The sequence below is a fragment of the Nonomuraea terrae genome (genome assembly GCF_004348995.1).
Taxonomy (GTDB): Bacteria; Actinomycetota; Actinomycetes; order Streptosporangiales; family Streptosporangiaceae; genus Nonomuraea; species Nonomuraea terrae.
Genome location: NZ_SMKQ01000178.1, coordinates 1 through 18,767, shown reverse-complemented (window position 1 = coordinate 18,767; position 18,767 = coordinate 1). Strand labels below are relative to the sequence as shown.

General features: G+C 70.0%; 17 protein-coding genes. 8 read left to right on the top strand and 9 right to left on the bottom strand.

The genetic code is table 11. The features are described from left to right. The first annotated feature begins 56 nt into the window (after window positions 1–56). From E1286_RS36365 to E1286_RS36340, 6 genes are all read left to right on the top strand, one after another. Window positions 57–1,058: a sigma-70 family RNA polymerase sigma factor gene (locus E1286_RS36365; RefSeq protein ID WP_132619985.1), complete on the top strand. Its 1,002-nt coding sequence runs from the start codon at window positions 57–59 to the stop codon at window positions 1,056–1,058. A gap of 346 nt (window positions 1,059–1,404) precedes the next feature. Continuing rightward, window positions 1,405–2,520, top strand: coding sequence for a steroid 3-ketoacyl-CoA thiolase (locus E1286_RS36360; protein ID WP_132619991.1), 1,116 nt, complete (start codon window positions 1,405–1,407; stop codon window positions 2,518–2,520). Window positions 2,521–2,591: 71 nt separating this feature from the next. Beyond that, complete coding sequence (locus E1286_RS36355; RefSeq protein ID WP_132619983.1) at window positions 2,592–3,614, top strand: MBL fold metallo-hydrolase; 1,023 nt, start codon at window positions 2,592–2,594, stop codon at window positions 3,612–3,614. 25 nt (window positions 3,615–3,639) lie between these two features. Beyond that, complete coding sequence (locus E1286_RS36350) at window positions 3,640–4,320, top strand: FadR/GntR family transcriptional regulator (RefSeq protein WP_132619981.1); 681 nt, start codon at window positions 3,640–3,642, stop codon at window positions 4,318–4,320. Between the two features lie 81 nt (window positions 4,321–4,401). Next, on the top strand, window positions 4,402–5,349 hold the full coding sequence (locus tag E1286_RS36345) for a DNA polymerase ligase N-terminal domain-containing protein (RefSeq protein ID WP_132619979.1): 948 nt from the start codon (window positions 4,402–4,404) through the stop codon (window positions 5,347–5,349). Between the two features lie 703 nt (window positions 5,350–6,052). Beyond that, window positions 6,053–6,517, top strand: a complete 465-nt coding sequence (locus E1286_RS36340; RefSeq protein ID WP_132619977.1) for a cupin domain-containing protein — start codon at window positions 6,053–6,055, stop codon at window positions 6,515–6,517. A 381-nt stretch (window positions 6,518–6,898) separates the two neighbouring features. Here the strand turns inward: E1286_RS36340 and E1286_RS36335 are convergent, their stop codons facing one another. Genes E1286_RS36335 through E1286_RS36305 form a run of 7 tightly spaced genes read right to left on the bottom strand, consistent with a single transcriptional unit; the run spans window position 6,899 to window position 14,214 of the window. After that, complete coding sequence (locus E1286_RS36335) at window positions 6,899–7,846, bottom strand: aldo/keto reductase (RefSeq protein WP_132619975.1); 948 nt, start codon at window positions 7,844–7,846, stop codon at window positions 6,899–6,901. Then, window positions 7,843–8,823 (bottom strand): ABC transporter permease, encoded by a 981-nt coding sequence (locus E1286_RS36330; RefSeq protein ID WP_132619973.1) that lies wholly within the window; start codon window positions 8,821–8,823, stop codon window positions 7,843–7,845. The genes E1286_RS36335 and E1286_RS36330 overlap by 4 nt, the downstream gene beginning before the upstream one ends. 5 nt (window positions 8,824–8,828) lie before the next feature. Beyond that, window positions 8,829–10,280 (bottom strand): sugar ABC transporter ATP-binding protein, encoded by a 1,452-nt coding sequence (locus E1286_RS36325; RefSeq protein WP_246075478.1) that lies wholly within the window; start codon window positions 10,278–10,280, stop codon window positions 8,829–8,831. A 29-nt stretch (window positions 10,281–10,309) separates the two neighbouring features. Continuing rightward, complete coding sequence (locus E1286_RS36320) at window positions 10,310–11,329, bottom strand: sugar ABC transporter substrate-binding protein (protein ID WP_132619969.1); 1,020 nt, start codon at window positions 11,327–11,329, stop codon at window positions 10,310–10,312. A 16-nt stretch (window positions 11,330–11,345) separates the two neighbouring features. Next, on the bottom strand, window positions 11,346–12,086 hold the full coding sequence (locus E1286_RS36315; protein ID WP_132619967.1) for an SDR family NAD(P)-dependent oxidoreductase: 741 nt from the start codon (window positions 12,084–12,086) through the stop codon (window positions 11,346–11,348). After that, window positions 12,083–13,372, bottom strand: coding sequence for an L-fuconate dehydratase (locus tag E1286_RS36310; protein WP_132619965.1), 1,290 nt, complete (start codon window positions 13,370–13,372; stop codon window positions 12,083–12,085). The genes E1286_RS36315 and E1286_RS36310 overlap by 4 nt, the downstream gene beginning before the upstream one ends. Beyond that, on the bottom strand, window positions 13,369–14,214 hold the full coding sequence (locus E1286_RS36305) for a fumarylacetoacetate hydrolase family protein (RefSeq protein ID WP_187368269.1): 846 nt from the start codon (window positions 14,212–14,214) through the stop codon (window positions 13,369–13,371). The genes E1286_RS36310 and E1286_RS36305 overlap by 4 nt, the downstream gene beginning before the upstream one ends. A gap of 384 nt (window positions 14,215–14,598) precedes the next feature. On the opposite strand from E1286_RS36305, the gene E1286_RS36300 reads away from it, so the two are divergent. Further along, on the top strand, window positions 14,599–15,783 hold the full coding sequence (locus E1286_RS36300) for a cytochrome P450 (RefSeq protein ID WP_132619963.1): 1,185 nt from the start codon (window positions 14,599–14,601) through the stop codon (window positions 15,781–15,783). Window positions 15,784–16,376: 593 nt separating this feature from the next. On the opposite strand, the gene E1286_RS36295 is transcribed toward E1286_RS36300, so the two are convergent. Next, on the bottom strand, window positions 16,377–17,432 hold the full coding sequence (locus E1286_RS36295) for a hypothetical protein (protein ID WP_132619961.1): 1,056 nt from the start codon (window positions 17,430–17,432) through the stop codon (window positions 16,377–16,379). Between the two features lie 375 nt (window positions 17,433–17,807). On the opposite strand from E1286_RS36295, the gene E1286_RS36290 reads away from it, so the two are divergent. Next, window positions 17,808–18,134 (top strand): hypothetical protein, encoded by a 327-nt coding sequence (locus E1286_RS36290; RefSeq protein WP_132619959.1) that lies wholly within the window; start codon window positions 17,808–17,810, stop codon window positions 18,132–18,134. 211 nt (window positions 18,135–18,345) lie between these two features. Here the strand turns inward: E1286_RS36290 and E1286_RS36285 are convergent. Further along, on the bottom strand, window positions 18,346–18,767 hold a 422-nt coding region (locus E1286_RS36285; RefSeq protein ID WP_342776298.1), incomplete at its 5' end, for a DUF2000 family protein.

Here is an 18,767-nt window from a genome sequence, read left to right as displayed (position 1 = left end):
CCCTCGGATTCCTAGCGGCGCCGCGTTCTGTCGGTGGGGGCGGATATACAGGGGCCATGACCGAGAAGCCGACGAACGAGGATTTCCTCCGGCTGGCTGATCCGATGCGGCGGGAGTTGCTGGCCCACTGCTACCGCATGATGGGGTCGGTGCACGATGCCGAAGATCTCGTGCAGGAGACCTACCTGCGCGCGTGGCGGGGTTACGAGGGGTTCGAGGGCCGTTCCTCGCTGCGTACGTGGCTCTATCGCATCGCCACCACCGCGTGCCTGACGGCGCTCGACAGCCGCAGCAGGCGTCCCCTGCCGACGGGGCTCGGCGCGCCGAGCGAGGAGGCGAGCGCGCCGCTGGTGCAGGACACCGAGGTGCCGTGGCTGGAGCCGGTGCCCGACACCATGGTGGGCGCGGGCGGCGACGATCCGGCCGCCATCGTGACCTCGCGTGAGAGCATCCGGCTCGCGTTCGTCGCGGCGCTGCAGCACCTGCCGCCCCGGCAGCGCGCGGTGCTGATCCTGCGCGACGTGCTCAAGTGGAAGGCCGCCGAGGTGGCCGAGGCGGTCGGCACGTCCACGGCGGCGGTCAACAGCATCCTGCAGCGGGCCCGCGCCCAGCTCAGCCAGGTCTCCCCCAGCCCCGACGACCCGGTGGAGCCGCTGACGCAGGAGCAGCGCGCGCAGCTCGAGCGCTACGTCGCGGCGTTCGAAAACTACGACGTCGACGCCTTCGTCGACCTGTTCACCAAGGACGCGGTCTGGGAGATGCCGCCCTACGTCGGCTGGTACCAGGGCCCGGAGGCGATCGCCGACCTCGTCAGGACCCAGTGCCCGGCCGAGCGCCCGGGCGACCTCAGGTTCGTTCCCGTCGCGGCCAACGGGCAGCCGGCTTTCGCGGTGTATTTTCGCGAAGGCGACGTCCACCGGCGATTCGCCATCATGGTCCTGACCTTCTCCGGCGCCCTGATCGGCCACGTGGCGATGTTCTTCGACACCCACCTGTTCGAGACGTTCGGGCTCCCCGAGCAGAAGGACGCGTGGCCCCCGCCCGGCGCTGGGCAGTGAGGCACAACGCGGGCAGGGCACCGCGGCGTGAGCTGAGCATCGTGGATCAGGCCGCGGTGCGGGCCGGGCACTGCGCGCAAGGTCTTGCGCCCTGCGGACCGAGGGCGACGGTGGCGCATCCCAGGCCGTGACCATGGACCAGTCAGCGGTCGCCGACCCGAAGCTCTCCACCCAGAGACCGTCGCCATCGGACACCTACTCGCACACACAGGTCGAAGGAGACGACCATCTCCCGCTCGGCCAGCGCGACCGAGCCGGCCTCGCGGAGCGAGGCCCGTGAACGCAGCCTTTCGGGATAAAGTAGAACCCGTTACAGTCACGCCAGAGCATCGTTCTGGAGGTGACTGTGGGCACACCGGTGATCGTCGAGGCCGTACGCACTCCCATCGGCAAGCGCGCGGGCTGGTTGTCCGCCCTGAAGCCGCAACAGGTTCTGGCCACCGCGTTCGGCGGGCTCGTCCAGCGCTCCGGGATCGACCCGGCGGCCGTCGAGCAGGTCTTCACCGGCTGCGTCACCCAAGCCGGCGAGCAGGGCGGCCACGTCGGGCGCTACGCCTGGCTCTACGCCGGGCTGCCGTACGAGACCGGGGTCACCACGATCGACGCCCAGTGCGGTTCGTCACAGCAGGCGGTGCACCTGGCGGCGGCGATGATCGCGGCGGGCGCCATCGAGGTCGGCGTCGGCGGCGGGGTCGAGGTCATGAGCCGGGCGCCGCTCGGCAGCAATGTGCTGCCGGCCCAGCCGCGTCCGGACGACTGGAGCATCGACCTGCCCGACCAGTTCACCGCCGCCGAGCGGATCGCGCAGCGGCGCGGGCTGACCAGGGAGCGGCTCGACTGGTTCGGGGCGCGTTCGCAGCGACTGGCCGCCAAGGCGTGGGCCGACGGGCGGTTCGAGCGGGAGATCGTGCCGGTCGGCGACGTCCGCAAGGATCAGGGGCTGCGTGAGACCACCGTCGACGGCCTGGCTGCGCTCAAGCCGGTGCTGGACGGCGGCCTGCACACCGCCGGCACCTCGTCGCAGATCTCCGACGGCGCGGCGGCCGTGCTGGTGACGAGCGAGGAGGCGGCGCGGCGGCACGGGCTGCGGCCCCGGGCGCGGATCCTGGCACAGGCACTGGTCGGCTCGGAGCCGTACTTCCACCTGGACGGGCCGGTGGACGCGACGGCCAGGGTGCTCGCGCAGGCCGGGATGACGATCGGCGACATCGACAGGTTCGAGGTGAACGAGGCGTTCGCTTCGATCGTCCTGTCATGGGCGAGCGTGCACGAGCCCGATCTCGACCGGGTGAACGTCAACGGCGGCGCGATCGCGCTCGGCCATCCCGTGGGCGCCACCGGGGCGAGACTGATCACGACCGCGCTGTACGAGCTCGAACGGTCCGACTCGGCCACCGCGCTCGTGACGATGTGCGCGGGCGGGGCGCTGGCCACCGCCACCATTCTGGAGCGCGTGAGCTGACCCGGCCCGCGCCATTCTGGAGCGCGTGAGCTGACCCGGCCCACGCCATTCGTCACACGATCGGGGAGAAGATGAAGACCAGGCGCAGGCCGTACGCGGAGCAGCGGCCGCAGGACCTCGGCGGCGGAGTGTGGAGCGTGCCGGTGCCGATTCCCGGCAATCCGCTCGGCTACACGCTCGTCTACGCCGTCGAGTCGCCCAAGGGCCCGGTGCTCGTGGACGCCGGGTGGAACCATCCGGACGCCTGGGAGGCGCTCAGCGGCGGCCTTGCCTCGCTCGGGTTCGACGTGGCCGGAGTGCGCGGGGTGGTCGTCACCCATTTCCACCCCGACCACGCCGGGCTCGCCGGTCAGGTCAGGGAGACGTCGGGCGCGTGGATCGCCATGCACGAGAACGACGCGGAGCTGGTCAGGATGATGACCGCGTACGCCTCCCAGGAGCACGACGGCTTCCAGGCCGACATGTTGCGGCGGGCGGGGGCCGACCCCGGAGAGGTGCGGCAGGCGGCGGGCGCCCGTCCCACACCGCCGGCGTCGCCCGACCGCGAGCTGCGCGACGGCGACCTGGTCGACCTGCCGGGACGCAAGCTGCGCGCCGTGCACACCCCGGGCCACACACCCGGGCACATCTGCCTGCATTTGGAGGACGCCGACCGGCTGTTCACCGGCGACCACGTGCTGCCCGCCATCACCCCGCACATCGGGATCTATCCGTACGACCGCGACGACGTCGACCCGCTGGGCGACTTCCTGGAGTCGCTGGACCGGGTGGGCGAGCTGGGCGCGATCGACGCTCTCCCTGCCCATGAGTGGATATTTCCGGATGTGGCGGCACGGGCCGCCCAGATCCGCGACCATCACGAGGAGAAACTCGACCGGCTGCACGCCCTCCTCTCCGAACGGGCGGAACCGCTGACCATCTGGGAGGTCGCCTCGATGATGACCTGGAACAGGCCGTGGGCCGACCTGCCCCCCATGCTGCGGGGCATGGCGGCCGGCGAGGCAGCCGCCCATCTGCGCACCCTGGAGGCCAGGGGCCTGGCCGCCCGCCTGACAGGTGTCGATCCGGTCCGCTTCCACGCTCTAGACTCCTAGACATCCGATGTCTAGGGAGAAAAGCGTGGCGGTCACCGATGCGGCCATCGACAAGATCAAGCAGATGATCCTCTCCGGCGAGCTGGCCCCCGGAGACCGGCTGCCGAAGGAGGCCGACCTCGCCGTACGCCTCGGCCTGTCGCGCAACTCGCTGCGTGAGGCCGTGCGCGCCCTGTCGCTGATCAACGTGCTCGACGTGCGCCAGGGCGACGGCACGTACGTCACCAGCCTGGAGCCCCGGCTGCTGCTGGACACCATGTCATTCGTGCTCGATCTGCACCGCGACGACACGGTGCTGCAGTTCTTCGAGGTCCGCCGCATCCTGGAGCCCGCCGCCACGGCGATCGCGACCAAACTGATGAGCGACTCCGACATCGACGAGCTGCGGGTGATCCTCGAGTCGCTGCCCGCCGAGCCCACGGTCGAGGAGCTGGTGGCCAACGACCTGGAGTTCCATCACCGTATCGCGCGAGGGTCCGGCAACAGCGTGCTCTGCTCGTTCATCGAGAGCCTGGCCGGCCCGACCACGCGGGCCCGGATCTGGCGCGGGCTCACCCAGGAGGGGGCGATGGAGAAGACACGCGAGCAGCACACCGCGATCTACGAGGCCATCGTCGCCCGCCAGGCCGATGTGGCCCGGTCCTGGGCCACCGTGCACGTGGCGGGCGTGGAGTCGTGGCTGCGCCGGGCGCTGGAGCTCGACTGACATCGGACGAATGCGGCCGGTGCCGCGAACCGTGGCCCCGGCGTCAGATCAGGGCGGGCATCCGCGGGTAGGACCGGTGCCGTGGCCGACAAACTGGAGCGATACCGGAGCAAGCGCGATCCGAAACGTACCCCCGAGCCCGTCCCTGAGGCCGAGTCCCCCTCCCCCGACGGGAACGCGTTCGTCATCCAGGAGCACCACGCGCGGTCGCTGCACTGGGACCTGCGCCTGGAGCGCGACGGCGTCCTGGTCTCCTGGGCGGTCCCCAAGGGGCTGCCGGCCGACCCCGACATCAACCACCTGGCCGTACACACCGAGAACCACCCCATGGAGTACCTCACCTTCCACGGCGAGATCCCGAAAGGCGAGTACGGCGGCGGCACCATGACCGTCTGGGACACCGGCACGTACCAGACGGAGAAGTGGTCGGACCGCGAGGTCAAGGTCGTCCTGAACGGGCGGCGGGCCTCCGGCCGGTTCGTGCTCTTCAGGACGCGCGGCGACAACTGGATGATCCATCGCATGGGCTCCGCGGTGCGCGACCCGTTCCCCGAGGTGGAGCCCATGCTGCCGGTCGAGCGCGCCCGTCCCCCGAAGGACGCCTCCTCCTACGCCTTCGAGTTCGCCTGGGGCGGGCGCCGGCTGCTCGTCCCGATCGACGGCGGCCGTACGGACGCCGCCAGGGAGCACCCGTGGCTGCGGGGGCTGGCGGAGTCGTTCGGCAGCCGTACGGCCGTGCTGGACGGGGAGGTGGCCACGCTCGGGCGCGCGGAGATCCTCGTCTTCTACGACCTCCTCTACGACGACGGGCGGTCGCTGGTCGAGGAGCCGTACTCTGCGCGCCGCGCGGCCCTGGAGTCGCTCGACCTGAACGGCGCCCACTGGCAGACCGCCCCGTCGTGGCCGGGCGATCCCGGCCCCGTGCGAAAGGCCGCCCGCGACCAGGGCCTGCCCGGCGTCATCGCCAAACGCCTCGACTCGCCGTACGAGCCGGGCCCGTCATCCTCCTGGCTCTTCATCCCCTCCTGATCAGGACAGCCCTGGTGGGCCACAGGAGCCGGCACGCCCGTGAGCCCCGTGACGGAACCCCCGACGAGGCGCCGAACCGGCCAGGGGTCCGGCGCGCCAACCGGCACGGCCGGAGGCGGACATCCCGGAGCCCCCGCGGCTTCCCGGCCGACGACGAGGCGTTCGTGACGGGGGCTGCGGGCCACTTCGCCGGCTACCGGGCCGAGGATCAGGGCTACGAGCGGCTCCGATACGCAGCGCGGTGAGGACCCCGCGCCGCTCGACGTCCGCGACCGGCTGTGCTCCATCACCGCACCCACCCCGCTGCTCAGCGGACATCTGCGGTACGCCTCACGCGGAGCATGAGGGCATCCCGCAGTCACGCCTGGATCGAGCAGCGGCCACTTCCGCCACGCAGAAAGACCGGCCCCGTTCGCCCGATGCCACCTTCGTGCTGTGAGTTAGCTCACCGAACGGCATGCGGCGTCATCGAAATCGTGCTGCCGCACCCGTCCTGATCTGGGACGTCCAGTAGTACGTCTGACGCCCGTTCCGCTGTCCGCAGTCCCCGTGGGCATCGGCCATTGTAGTTGAAAGTTAAATTTATTACCGTGAAACCAGGCGCACCGGATCAAGCGCCATCCGGTTCGGCGGCGTCGATCAACGGGCTACATCACCTCTCATCACGTCAGCTGCTGACGGATCCACCATGGAAGGACTGCAGATGAGCGTTGCCCTCGTGCGGAACCCCGGCGACGGACCGGTCTTCCGCTACTACCACGTACCGATCGAGCAGGTCGTGTCGACCGACGAGACGGATGGAGTGGTCACCGCCACCCGTTTCACCCTTGACCGCGCCGGCGCGCCACCCCTGCACACCCACAGTCGGGAGGACGAGAGCTGGGTGGTGCTGTCCGGCCGCGTCCGGTTCTGGGTTGGATCGGACTCGCTCGACAAGTGCGACGTGCACGACGCCGAACCCGGCGCTTACATCCACGGACCTCGTTCAGTGCCCCACACGCTCCAGCCGATCACTTCGACCGCGACGATCCTTCAGATCAACCACCCCGGAGCCATCGAAGGCTACTTCAAGGGCATCGGGCCCGCCGACGGGCGCCACGACGCGGAAAACGCCGACCTTCTGACCGAGTACGGAGTGGTGGTCCTCGACGACCCGCCCCCCGCCTAGAACGCCGGGCCGCCCTGGCGCGGGACGCCTCCCGGGCGGCTACCGGATGGCCTCGGGACTCCAGACCGAGGAGCGCGGCGACCTGGAGCGGACGGCGCAAGAGGCCGAGAGCCGCCGATCACTCCAACGCAGGCCGGCCCGCTTCCTCCGAGGAAAGCGGGTTCGCCGGGAGCGGCGCGGCCCCCTGGTCGGACGACCACGCAGCGATGAGGGAACGAGACCTTGAGTGCCCTCAGGACGGGGGTGATGATCTCGGGGTCAGCGGCCGCCCGGAGGGACAGGCACACCACGGCCCGGCCGACGGACGCCCCTGACGATGGTGCACGAAGGGCGTTCGAGAAGACCCACCAGCCGTCGCAGGCCGGTGGGCCGGCAGGAGGGTCATCCGTTCTTCGGGAGGAGGCCCTCCGATTCGAGGTCGTCCCACAGGTCGGTGGGGACGGAACGGGACCACAGGGCGGTGTTGGCCGTGACCTCCTCGGGGGCGCGGGCACCGACGACGATCGTGGCGACGGCCGGGTGGCGCAGCGGGAAGGCCATGGCCGCCTGCGGCAGCGTGACCCCGTGGCGGTCGCAGACCTCGGCGATCCGCCGCGCCCGCTCCACCAGCGGGGACGGCGCCGGCTGGTAGTCGTACGTGCCCGACGGCTCCGGCGTGGCGAGGATGCCGCTGTTGAACACCCCGGCCGCCAGCACCCGGACGCCGCGTCGGGCGCATTCGTCGAGGAGCGGCAGGCCCGACTGGTCGAGCAGCGTGTAGCGGCCCGCCAGCATGACCACGTCGATGTCGGTCTCGCGGACGAAGCGCAGCGGCGCCTCCCACTGGTTCATGCCGACGCCGATCGCCCGTACCACGCCTTCGTCGCGCAGCTCGGCCAGCGCCGGGTACGCCTCCGCGATGGCCTGCTCCACATGGTCGTCAGGGTCGTGGATGAGCGCGATGTGCACGGCCGGCAGGCCGAGGCGTTCGAGGGAGTCCTCCAGCGACCTGCGCACGCCGTCACCGGAGAAGTCCCACACGCGCTGCAGCCCGGCCGACACGGCGAAGTGGTCGTCGTCGGGCGTGTCGCCCGCGTCGGTGGGCACCAGCAGGCGGCCGACCTTCGTGGACAGCAGGTAGCCCGAGCGGCCGGCCAGCGCGGACCCGACGCGGCGTTCGGACAGGCCGAGCCCGTAGTGGGGCGCGGTGTCGTACAGGCGCACCCCGCTCTCCCACGCGGCGTCGAGGGTGGCGCGGGCCTGCTCCTCCGGGACGGTGTCGAACAGGTTGCCGAGCGGGGCGCCGCCGAGCCCTTGGCGTGGCAGCTCGACGTTGAGGTTCTTGGTCAATCTTGTGCCTTTCCGCCCGCTATCCGGCTGATCATCAGGGCGACCAGGATGATCGCGCCGTAGATGACCGGCTGCCAGAAGCCGGAGACGCCGATGAGGGTGAGGATGTTCTGGACCAGGCCGATCACCAGCACGCCGGTGAGCGCGCCCAGGATCGTACCCTTGCCGCCGTCCATGCTGACGCCGCCGATGACGGCCGCGGCGAACACCATGAAGATCCAGCCGACGCCCTGGTTGTTGCCGATCGCCCCGAGGCGTCCGGTTTCGAGGATGCCGGCCAGCGCGGCGAGCGTGCCGCCCATGATGAACACGCCGTAGAGCACGCGGTCGACCCGGATGCCCGCGGCGCGGGCGGCGTCGGCGTTGCCGCCGATCGCGTACAGCGCGCGGCCGAGTCTGAGGTAGCCGAGCCCGAAGCTGCCCGCCGCGAACAGCACACCGGCGATCCACACGGCGGCGGGCAGGCCCAGCCACACGGCGCTGCCGAGGTAGAGGATCGACTCGGGGAGCTGGAACAGCGTCTTGCCCTCGGTGGGCCCCTGCAGGAAGCCGTGCACGATGATCAGCATGGCCAGCGTCACGATGAACGCCGACAGCTGGAACCTGACGATGAGGAAACCGTTGAACGCGCCGATGGCCGCCCCGATGAGCAGGGCGAACGGGATCACCAGCACGCCGGGCAGCCCGATGCCGAAGCCGCCGGCCGTCACCGGGACCACCAGCATCACCGCGATGGCCGGCGCGGTGCCGACCGTCGACTCCAGCGACAGGTCGAACTTCCCGGCGATCAGGATCATCGCCTCGGCGAGCACGAGCAGCGAGATCGCCGACTGCTGCTGGAGCACGTTCGTCAGGTTGCCCGCCGTCAGGAACGTCGGATCGAGGAACGCCCCCACGACCAGCAGGAGGACGATCACCGGCACGAGGGTCAGGTCACGGAACCTGGCCAGCCGCACCCGGGGGGACGGTGCAGTCAAAGTGGTCAATCTTCTATGCCTTCCATCACGGCCACGAGCTCGTGGTCGGTCCAGCCGCGCGGCACGTCCTTGACGACCCTGCCGTGGAACATCACCAGCACCCGGTCACAGATCCGCAGGTCGTCGAGCTCGTCGGAGACCACGACGGCGCCTGCTCCGCGCTCGACCGCGTCTTCGACGGCGCCGAGCAGGGCCTGCTTGGCCTTGACGTCGACGCCCGCGGTGGGGTTGATCACGACCAGCGCCTTGGGGTCGTCGACGAGCGCCCGGGCGAACACGACCTTCTGCGCGTTGCCCCCGGACAGGTCGCCGACCGGCTGGTCAGGGCCTTCCGTCTTGATGTCGAGTGCGCTGATCATCTCTTCGGCCCTGGCCCGTCGCCACTGCGGGAACACGACGCCGTAGCGGCCCAGTTTCCTGGCGATCGGAAACGTGGCGTTCTCCCCGACCGACAGCAAGGGGACGAACCCCTCGTGATGACGGTCTTCCGGGACGAACCCCAGCCCGGCCCGCATCGCCGCGGTCACGTCGCCGGGCCTGACCCGGGTGCCGTTGACGGTGACCGTGCCGGTGTCGGGCCTGCGCAGCCCGGCCAGGGTCTCGGCGACGCCCACCTTGCCGCTGCTGGCCGAGCCGGCCAGGCCGACGACCTCGCCCGACCGTACGGAGATGTCGACGCCGGTGTAGCGGCCGGCCAGCGTGAGGCCCTCGCCCGACAGCACCACGTCGTCGCCGGGGGTGTGGGGGCGGGCCTCGTACGCCGCGGTGGCCTCGCCGGTCATCGCGTCGACCAGCTCGTCGTGCGGCAGGTCGACGACCGGCCTGGTCAGGATGTGCCGGGCGTCGCGGAAGACCGTGACGCTCTGGCAGATCTCGTAGACCTCGTCGAGGTGGTGGGAGATGTACATCATCGTGACGCCCTGCTCACGCAGCGAGCGCATGCGCGCGAACAGCCGCTCGATGGCCGGCCCGTCGAGCCGGGCGGTCGGCTCGTCGAGGATGATGAACCGGGCGCCGAACGACAGCGCGCGGGCGATCTCCACGAGCTGGCGCTGCTCCACGCTGAGGTCTCCGGCCAGTGCCTGCGGATCGACGTCGACCTCGTAGGTGTCGAGCAGCTCGCGCGCCCTGACCTGGAGCGCCCGCCAGTTGATCATCGCGCCGCCGGATGACTGACGGTTGAGGAAGAGGTTCTCGGCGACCGTGAGCGCGGGGATGATCGTGGACTTCTGGTAGACGCAGGCGACGCGCTGCCGCCAGGCGTCGCGGTCGGCGAGGGCGGGCGCCGGCTCGCCCGCGAACAGCACCTCGCCCTCGTCCGCCCCCTGGAGGCCGGTGAGGATCGAGACCAGGGTGGACTTGCCGGCGCCGTTCCTGCCGACGAGCGCGTGGGTCTCGCCCTCGGCGATGGCGATCCGCGCGCCGTCGAGCGCCGTGGTCGGCCCGAAACGCTTCACGACGTTTCGGGCTTCAACATGAAATTTCATCACTTGACCTGGTTGCCCCAGAGGGCTTGGTCGTCCACGTTCTCCTTCGTCACGAGCGGCGCCGGAAGCTGGTCCTCCAGGCCGTTCGGCAGCTGGATGATCGTGCTGCCGTGGTCGGTCGGACCGGGCTTGAACGTCTTGCCCTCGGCCGCGGCCTTGGCGTAGAAGAGGGCGTACCTGGCGTACAGGTCGGCCGGCTGTGACACCGTGGCGTCGATGTCGCCCTTGCGGATCGCCTCGAACTCCTGCGGGATGCCGTCGTTCGAGATCACGAAGATGTGCTTGGGGTCGCCCGGCGGGACGAGCAGGCCCTTCTGCTTGAGCACCTGCAGCGTCGGAGCCAGGTGGACGCCGCCGGCGTGCATGTAGATCCCCTTGATGTCGGGGTTCTGCTCCAGGCGGGTCTGCAGCATGGAGGCCGCCTTGCTGCCCTCCCACTCCGTCGGCTCGCTGAACACCGTGATGCCGGGGAACTTCGTCTTCATGCACTCCAGGAACGCCTCGGACCGGTCACGGCCGTTGATCGAGCTGAGCGCGCCCTGGAGCTGCACGACCTTGCCCTTGCCGCCCAGCTGCTCGCCGAGGAACTCACACGCCTTGGTGCCGTACGCGCGGTTGTCCGCGCGTACGACCATGTAGACGTTGCCCTTGTCGGGGCGGGTGTCGACGGTGACGACGGGGATCTTCTTGTTCTCCAGCTGCTGGAGGGTGTTGGCGACGGCGCCGGTGTCCTGCGGGGCCATGACGATCACCTTGGCGCCCTGGCCGACGAGGGCCTGCACGTTGTTGACGAGTTTGCTCACGTCGTTCTGCGAGTTGGTGGCCGGCATGAGGTCGACCTTGAGCTCGTCGGCCATCTGCGGGACGTAGTTGATGTAGGAGTTCCAGAAGTCGGAGTCGGCCCTCGGATGGTCGATGCCGATCTTCGCGCTGGCGCCTCCTCCTTCCGCCGACGTTCCTGAGCCACACGCGGTGACCGCCACGAGGGCGGCGACCGCGACCACCGGTCCGAACTTCATGGGGGGTGTTCCTTCCTTAGTGGGATGGCCGGAGCCGGAGCCCCTGCATGCCACCGTCGACCGCGAGCGCGGTGCCGGTGGTCGCGCCGGCCTCGGGGCCGGCCAGGTAGGCGATCGCCGCGGCGACCTCCTCCGCGCTGACCAGGCGGCCCATCGGCTGCCTGGCGTTCAGTGCCGCCCGCTCCGCCTCGGGGTCGTCGGCCGCCTCCAGCAGCCTGCCGACCCACGGGGTGTCGGCGGTGCCCGGGTTGACGCAGTTGACCCGGATGCCCTCGCGGATGTGGTCGGCGGCCATCGCCAGGGTCAGCGACAGCACCGCTCCCTTGGTGGCGCTGTAGAGCGCCCGCTGCGGCAGCCCGGCCGTCGCCGCGATCGAGCAGGTGTTGACGATCGAGGCGTGCTCCGACCTCCGCAGGTACGGCAGCGCCGCCCGCGTCACGCGCACCATGCCGACCACGTTGACGTCGAACACCCGGTGCCACTCGCTGTCGGGGTTGTCCTCGACGGTGCCCTGCGCCCCGATGCCGGCGTTGTTGACCACCACGTCGAGGCCGCCCAGCCGCTCGGCCGCCTCGGCCACCGCGGCCCGCACCCCGGCGTCGTCGGTGACGTCGCACTTGATCCCGACGAACGGCTCGCCGGGCGGGTTGAGGTCGAGGCAGGCGACCTTCATGCCGCGGGCGGCGAGGGCGTGCGCGGCGGCCAGACCGATGCCGGAGCCGCCGCCGGTCACGAGCGCCTTCAGTTCCTGAGTCATGCGGTCCTCCAGACCTCACCGTCGGGGAAGGTGTGGGCGGCGATGGACTCCCGGTGCATCTGCGCGCTGAAGCCCGGCGCGGACGGGGCGGCGTAACGGCCGGCGCGGATGACGACCGGGTCGACGAAGTGCTCGTGGAGGTGGTCGACGTACTCGATGACGCGGCCGTCCATGGTGCCGGTGATCGCCACGTAGTCGAACATCGACAGGTGCTGCACCAGCTCACACAGCCCGACGCCGCCCGCGTGCGGGCACACCGGCACGCCGAACTTGGCCGCGAGCAGCAGGATCGCGAGGTTCTCGTTGACCCCGCCGACGCGGGCGGAGTCGATCTGCAGGTAGGAGATGGCCTCGGCCTGCAGCAGCTGCTTGAACACGATGCGGTTCTGGACGTGCTCGCCGGTGGCGACGGGGATCGGCGCGATGCCCCTCGCGATGGCGGCGTGGCCGAGCACGTCGTCGGGGCTGGTCGGCTCCTCGATCCAGTGCGGCTCGAACTCGCCAAGCGCGTTCACCCACTCGATGGCCGAGCCGACGTCCCAGCGCTGGTTGGCGTCGATCGCGATCGGGAAGCCGGGCCCGCAGACCTCGCGGGCCACCCGCAGGCGCCGCCGGTCGTCGTCGAGGTCGGCGCCGACCTTGAGCTTGATCTGCCCGAAGCCCTGATCCAGGGCCTCCTTGCAGAGCCGGCGCAGCTTCTCGTCGTCGTAGCCGAGCCAGCCGGGGGAGGTGGTGTAGGCCGGGTAGCCGTGCTCGACGAGGTAGGCGATCCGCTCCTGCTTCCCCTTTTCCTGACTTTTCAGGATCTGGAGGGCTTCGTCCTTCGTGAGTGCGTCGCTCAGGTAGCGGAAGTCGATGAGCCCGACGATCTCCTCGGGGGACATCTCGGACAGCAGCCGCCACAGCGGCTTGCCCTCGCGCTTGGCCTTGAGGTCCCACAGGGCGTTGACCACGGCGGAGATCGCCATGTGCATGACGCCCTTCTCGGGGCCCAGCCAGCGCAGCTGCGAGTCGTTGACCATGTCGAGGTAGAGGGCGCCGAGGTCTTCGACGTCCTTGCCCACGACGTACGGCTCCAGCGCGCTGATGGCCGCCGTCTGGACGTCGTTGCCGCGCCCGATCGTGAACGCGAACCCGTGCCCCTCATGGCCGTCGTCGGTCTTGAGCACGACGTAGGCGGCGGAGTAGTCGGGGTCGGGGTTCATCGCGTCGGAGCCGTCGAGCTCTCGGGACGTCGGGAAGCGCACGTCGTGCGTCTCCATCCCGACGATCCGGTACGCGCTCATGCCTGCCCCACCTTCTGGCGCTGGCGCCCCAGCCCGCCGATCTCCAGCTCGACCACGTCGCCGGCCCGCAGGTACGGCTGACCGGGCATGCCCATGGCCACGCCGGCCGGAGTGCCGGTGTTGATCACGTCACCCGGCTCCAGCACCATGAACTGGCTCAGGTAGCGCACGACCTCGGCGACATCGAAGATCATGTCCTTGGTGGTGCCGTCCTGGCGCGGCTCGCCGTTCACCCACAGGCGCAGCGGCAGATCCTGCGGGTCGCCGACCTCGTCGGGCGTCACCAGCCACGGCCCGAGCGGGTTGAACGTCTCACACGACTTGCCCTTGTCCCACTGGCCGCCGCGCTCCAGCTGGAACTCGCGCTCGGAGACGTCGTTGGCGACGGCATACCCGGCGATGACACCGAGCGCCTCCTCCCGGCTGCCGAGGTAGCGCGCCTCCTTGCCGATGACGACGGCGAGCTCGACCTCCCAATCGGTCTTCACGCTGCCCCTGGGGATGAGCACGTCGTCGTACGGGCCGATCATCGTGTTGCTCGCCTTCATGAACACGACCGGCTCGGCGGGCACCTCGGCCCCCGACTCGGCGGCGTGGTCACGGTAGTTGAGCCCGATGCAGACGATCTTCCCGGGACGCGCGATCGGGGCGCCGATCCGCAGCCCCTCGGCGTCGACGACGGGCAGAGCGCCGCGCTGGAGCGCCTCGCGGACGCGCTCGACTCCCCCGGAAGCGAGGAAAGCCCCGTCGATCTCAGGCTCACCGATGTCGCGCAGGGCTCCGGCGGCGTCCATCACCACCGGCCGCTCGTGTCCGACAGGTCCTACTCGCAGCAGCTTCACACCGCTCCTTCTCTGATACATCGGATGTCTCTGCTCCTGATGCTCGTGCGGTGAGGCGGAGCGTGTCAAGGGCGCCGAGGGGGATACGTCCGATCCGTGACCTCGAAAAACTCCCATATCGGATGATGCACGCAGGAGCACCCGATGAACCGGGCGGATGACTGCGTTCACCCTGCCGAAACGTCGCTCCCGAAAACGTCGGACGACAAACTGCTCGCCTCCGGCACCACGTCGCGGCAGGCAGAATTGCCCTTACTCTCGCCATACCCCCTTCAGGGCAAGATCAGGAACGAGCTTCTGCCGTCCTTGACGGCCGTACAGCAACGTAATAGAACACGTTTCAGTACGCTTAACCAAGCGCTTGATCATCAGAGGTGAATCCGCGTGCACATCGACCTCGTCGACCGGGACGTATACGCGACCGGTGGACCGCCCCACGACCAGCTCGCCTGGCTGCGCGCGAACTCCCCCGTCCACTGGCACCACGGCGAGCCCGGCTTCTGGGCCGTGACCCGCTACGAGGACGTCGTGCACGTCTCGCGGCACTCCGATCTGTTCTCCTCCGCGCGCAGACTCGCGCTGTTCGACGAGGTCGGCGAGGAACAGGTCGCCATGCAGCGGCTCATGATGCTCAACCAGGACCCGCCGGAGCACACGCGGCGGCGCTCCCTGGTCAACCGGGGCTTCACCCCACGCGCGATGAACGCCCTCGAACAGCACATCCGCGACATCTGCGATGACCTCCTCGACAAGCTGAGCGGCGAGGTCGACTTCGTCACCGAAGTCGCCGCGCCCCTGCCCCTCTACGTGATCTGCGAACTCCTCGGCGCTCCCGTGACCGACCGCGACAAGGTGTTCTCCTGGTCGAACCGCATGATCGGCAGCCAGGACCCCGACTACGCCTCCTCTCCCGAGGAGGGCTCGGGAGCCGCCATGGAGCTCTACGCGTACGCCAACGAGCTCGCCGCCCAGCGCCGCGCGAACCCGCGCAACGACATCGTCACCAAACTCCTCCAGCCGGACGAGAACGGCGAGACCCTCGACGAGAACGAGTTCAACCTCTTCGTCCTCCTGCTCGCCGTGGCCGGCAACGAGACGACCCGCAACGCGGCCTCCGGCGGGATGCTCGCCCTCTTCGAACACCCCGAGCAGTGGGACCGCCTGGTCGCCGACCCCACCATGGCCTCGACGGCCGCCGACGAGATCGTCCGCTGGGTGTCGCCGGTCAACCTGTTCCGCCGCACGTCGACGCGCGACCAGGTGCTCGGCGGCCAGGAGATCAAGGCCGACGACAAGGTGGTCATCTTCTACGGCTCCGCCAACCGTGACGCCTCCGTCTTCCCGGACGCCGACGTCTTCGATATCGGCCGCGACCCGAACCCCCACATCGGCTTCGGCGGCGGCGGCGCCCACTTCTGCCTCGGCAACCACCTGGCCAAACTGGAACTCCGCGTGCTGTTCGAGCAACTGGCCCGCCGCTACCCCCACCTCCGCCAGACCGGCGAGGCAAGAAGACTGCGCTCCAACTTCATCAACGGCATCAAGGAACTCCCGGTCTCCATCGGCTGACCCAACTCGACGCGAGCACGCAGACTCGACCCGGGCACGCAGGCTGACCCGGGCACGCGGACCCGACGCGAGCACGCGGGCGGCGCGTGGGATGAGCGACGGCCCGCGCGAACGCCACGCCGCGCACCCGCCCCTCGGGCCGCGGAACGCCGCGGCCCACCCCAACACCCACAACCACCTCCCGCGCAGAGAACGCCCCCCAACGTGCCACCGGCCGCCTCACCTCCAGAGGCGGCCGACCCGCACCCCCGCCGGCTCCATCGATACCGGCGGAGATCGAGTGTGGCTTCGGTGGCCTGACCCTCGCCATCCGGCAGCACGTAGGTGCGCGAGTCCGTGCGGCACGCCCACCACCCGCCGATGAGCGTGAGCACGTGCGTGCACGGCGTCAAGGATCGTCGGCCCGTCCAGGAGCGGGCCGGAGCAGGCAGCCCGATTCGATGACGCCGCAGCCGCCACCACCAGGTCCGCGGAGGAGGCGACGGCCGTCCCGCCGGCGACGCACCGTCCCTGGACGGGGAAGCCCGTCGGCAGGTGGCCGACGCGCGCCGGCCACCTGCCGACCTGACACACGACGAATCTTCACGGCCACCTCACTCATGGAGACGGCCGGCACCCGACACGCCGCCGACCACCTCACCTCTGGACGCAGACCAGCGCGCCCTGACGACCGCCTCCACACCCACCCCGTCGTACGCCGCCCGCGACACAGACGCGGACGCGCGACCCCCCACGACTCCGCGTGGCCACCCACGCCCGCTCGGTCGCGCTACAGACCGTCGTACGAGAAGGCGGCGGAGGCGGAAGGACGCCGCGCCATAGGGACGTCGGATTCCTGGACGGCTGTCGCCGCCGGCGCGTCCTGTCCGTTCGGTGAGGCAGGAGAGCCGGCGGGCGCGAGTGGCGTCGGGTTCAGCGGTAGCGGGAGCGGCGGCGGGAGGCGCGGATGCGGCGAGGATACGGGTGGTGCCGTCCGGGCCGGGTTGCCGGCCGCGTTCGATCAGGGCGTCGGCCACGCGGTGGAGGAGGTCGGCGGTCTGGCCGGGGACGACGTCCCACCGGACGGCGATCACCCGCCAGCCGCGCCGTCGCAGCTCCTCGCGCCGGTCGGCGTCGCGCCGGAGGTCGGCGGGCGAGGTGTGGTGCCGGCGGCCGTCGTACTCGACCGCGACCTTGAACTCCTCCCCGCCCAGGTCGAGGTACGCGCACCGGCCGCCGTCAAGATCGACCCTGATCTGGGTGGTGGGACGGGGCAGGCCACCGTCGATGAGGATGACCCGCAGCCGGCTCTCCTGAGGTGAGGCGGCCCCGGGGTCGACGAGGCTGAGGGTGTCGCGCAGGCGCCAGGAGTTGAGCGGCCGGTGCCACAGAGCCCCCAGATCGACCCCTGCACGGGCGAACCGGTCGAGGATCGCCACCGCCTCCATCCGTGGCAGCGCACGGGCGCAGTCGAGGGCCGTGCGTTCCCTGGTGGTGAGCAGGACCCCGTTGTGCTCGGTGACGTCCTCCTCCGGGAGAGGCACGACGTACGTGACACAGCCGGAGAGCGCGACGTGGCCGTGCGCGACGAGCTCGACGGGCCAGTCGGTCTCCGGATCGGGGATGGCCTGGAGCCCCCAGATGTGGGCTGCCGTCTGGCGACAGGCCACGGCCTCAGAAACCGTGCGCGTCACACGCCGAGCCCGCTTGACGAGCGACGGCAGCGCACTGACCGGTGGACTTTCCGACGGCCTGGGGCGGTGCGGGACGGGTGCGGCGGGAAGCGGGTTCATGGCCGCAAGGGTGTCCCAACCGGCCAGGGCGGACAGCCGCCGAACGGCGTTCTGTGGACAACAATCGGTTATCCACACTCACAGAACACCTGAAAGCAAAGTGATGACGTGGCACCGTCCATCACCGCGCATATCACAACGAACGCCTTTCTTTCGCCGAGCCCGCACCGACATGCGCCATTGCATTGGGTATTTGTCCGGCTACCCGCGCTATCCTCGGGCGGCGAGTCACCATCGCGAAAATGGAGGGGCATGTTGGTATCGTTCGTACGGATTTCCATGATCGCTGCTATCGGATGCGTCGCATCGCTGACCCAGAGCACGGCGTCAGCGGACACACCACTCCGCGAGCGGTCGGCGCTCGCGCGACTGCTCGGCGGCATCGACCTCAACAGCGCGCTCAGCACACCCGCAGAAAACCGCCTGATCGCCTACAACTCCTCCATGCCCGATTCTCCGACGACGGTCAGCGGCCCGGCCAATTCCGGAATTTCCACCAACAGCGGCAAGTATTTCAACGAGGGAATTCCCATCAACAGCGGCGACGTCTCGAACAACAACGGCGTTTTCGATCCTTGATCCCAGGCTCTCTTCCGGGAGCTCAGGTTGAGCGCTGACCGAGCCGGCGTTCGTCTCCCCCGAACCATCGAATTCCCCGAAAACCTCGAATCCCTCGAATCCCTCGAATTCCGAGGATTCGCGAATTCCCCGAAATATCAGACCATCTGGATGTCGCGGCGATACTCACCGCCGACCGCGATCCCTCCCTGCCGACTGACCGCGAGGCGGGTCAGGGATGGAGGGCGAGGCCCTTGAGGGTCTTGTCCACGGCGTTCTTGGGGCCGTGGACGGCCACCCCCACCAGGGCCAGGTCCGGCGCCTCCACCGCGCGTACCGCCGCCCGGTTGTCCGCGTCGTGGCCCGTCTTGAACATCTCCTCGATGTACACCGCCACGTCCATCCCCCGCCCCAGGGCCTTCTCCCGTACGCCCCGGAGCTCGTCCACATCGCCCACGTAGACCAGCACCGGCTGACGGAACATCGGCAGATACTCGTTGCCTGAGGCGTCCGCGTACGGCTCACCGATCATCCCGGGCACCCCGCCGGCCACGGCGCCGGCGAGGAAGGCGGTGACGTTGAGCCGCTGCCAGGCGGCCAGGTCCGCACGGACCACGATCCCGATCTTGGTGTCGAAACGCATGGCCGTGAGCC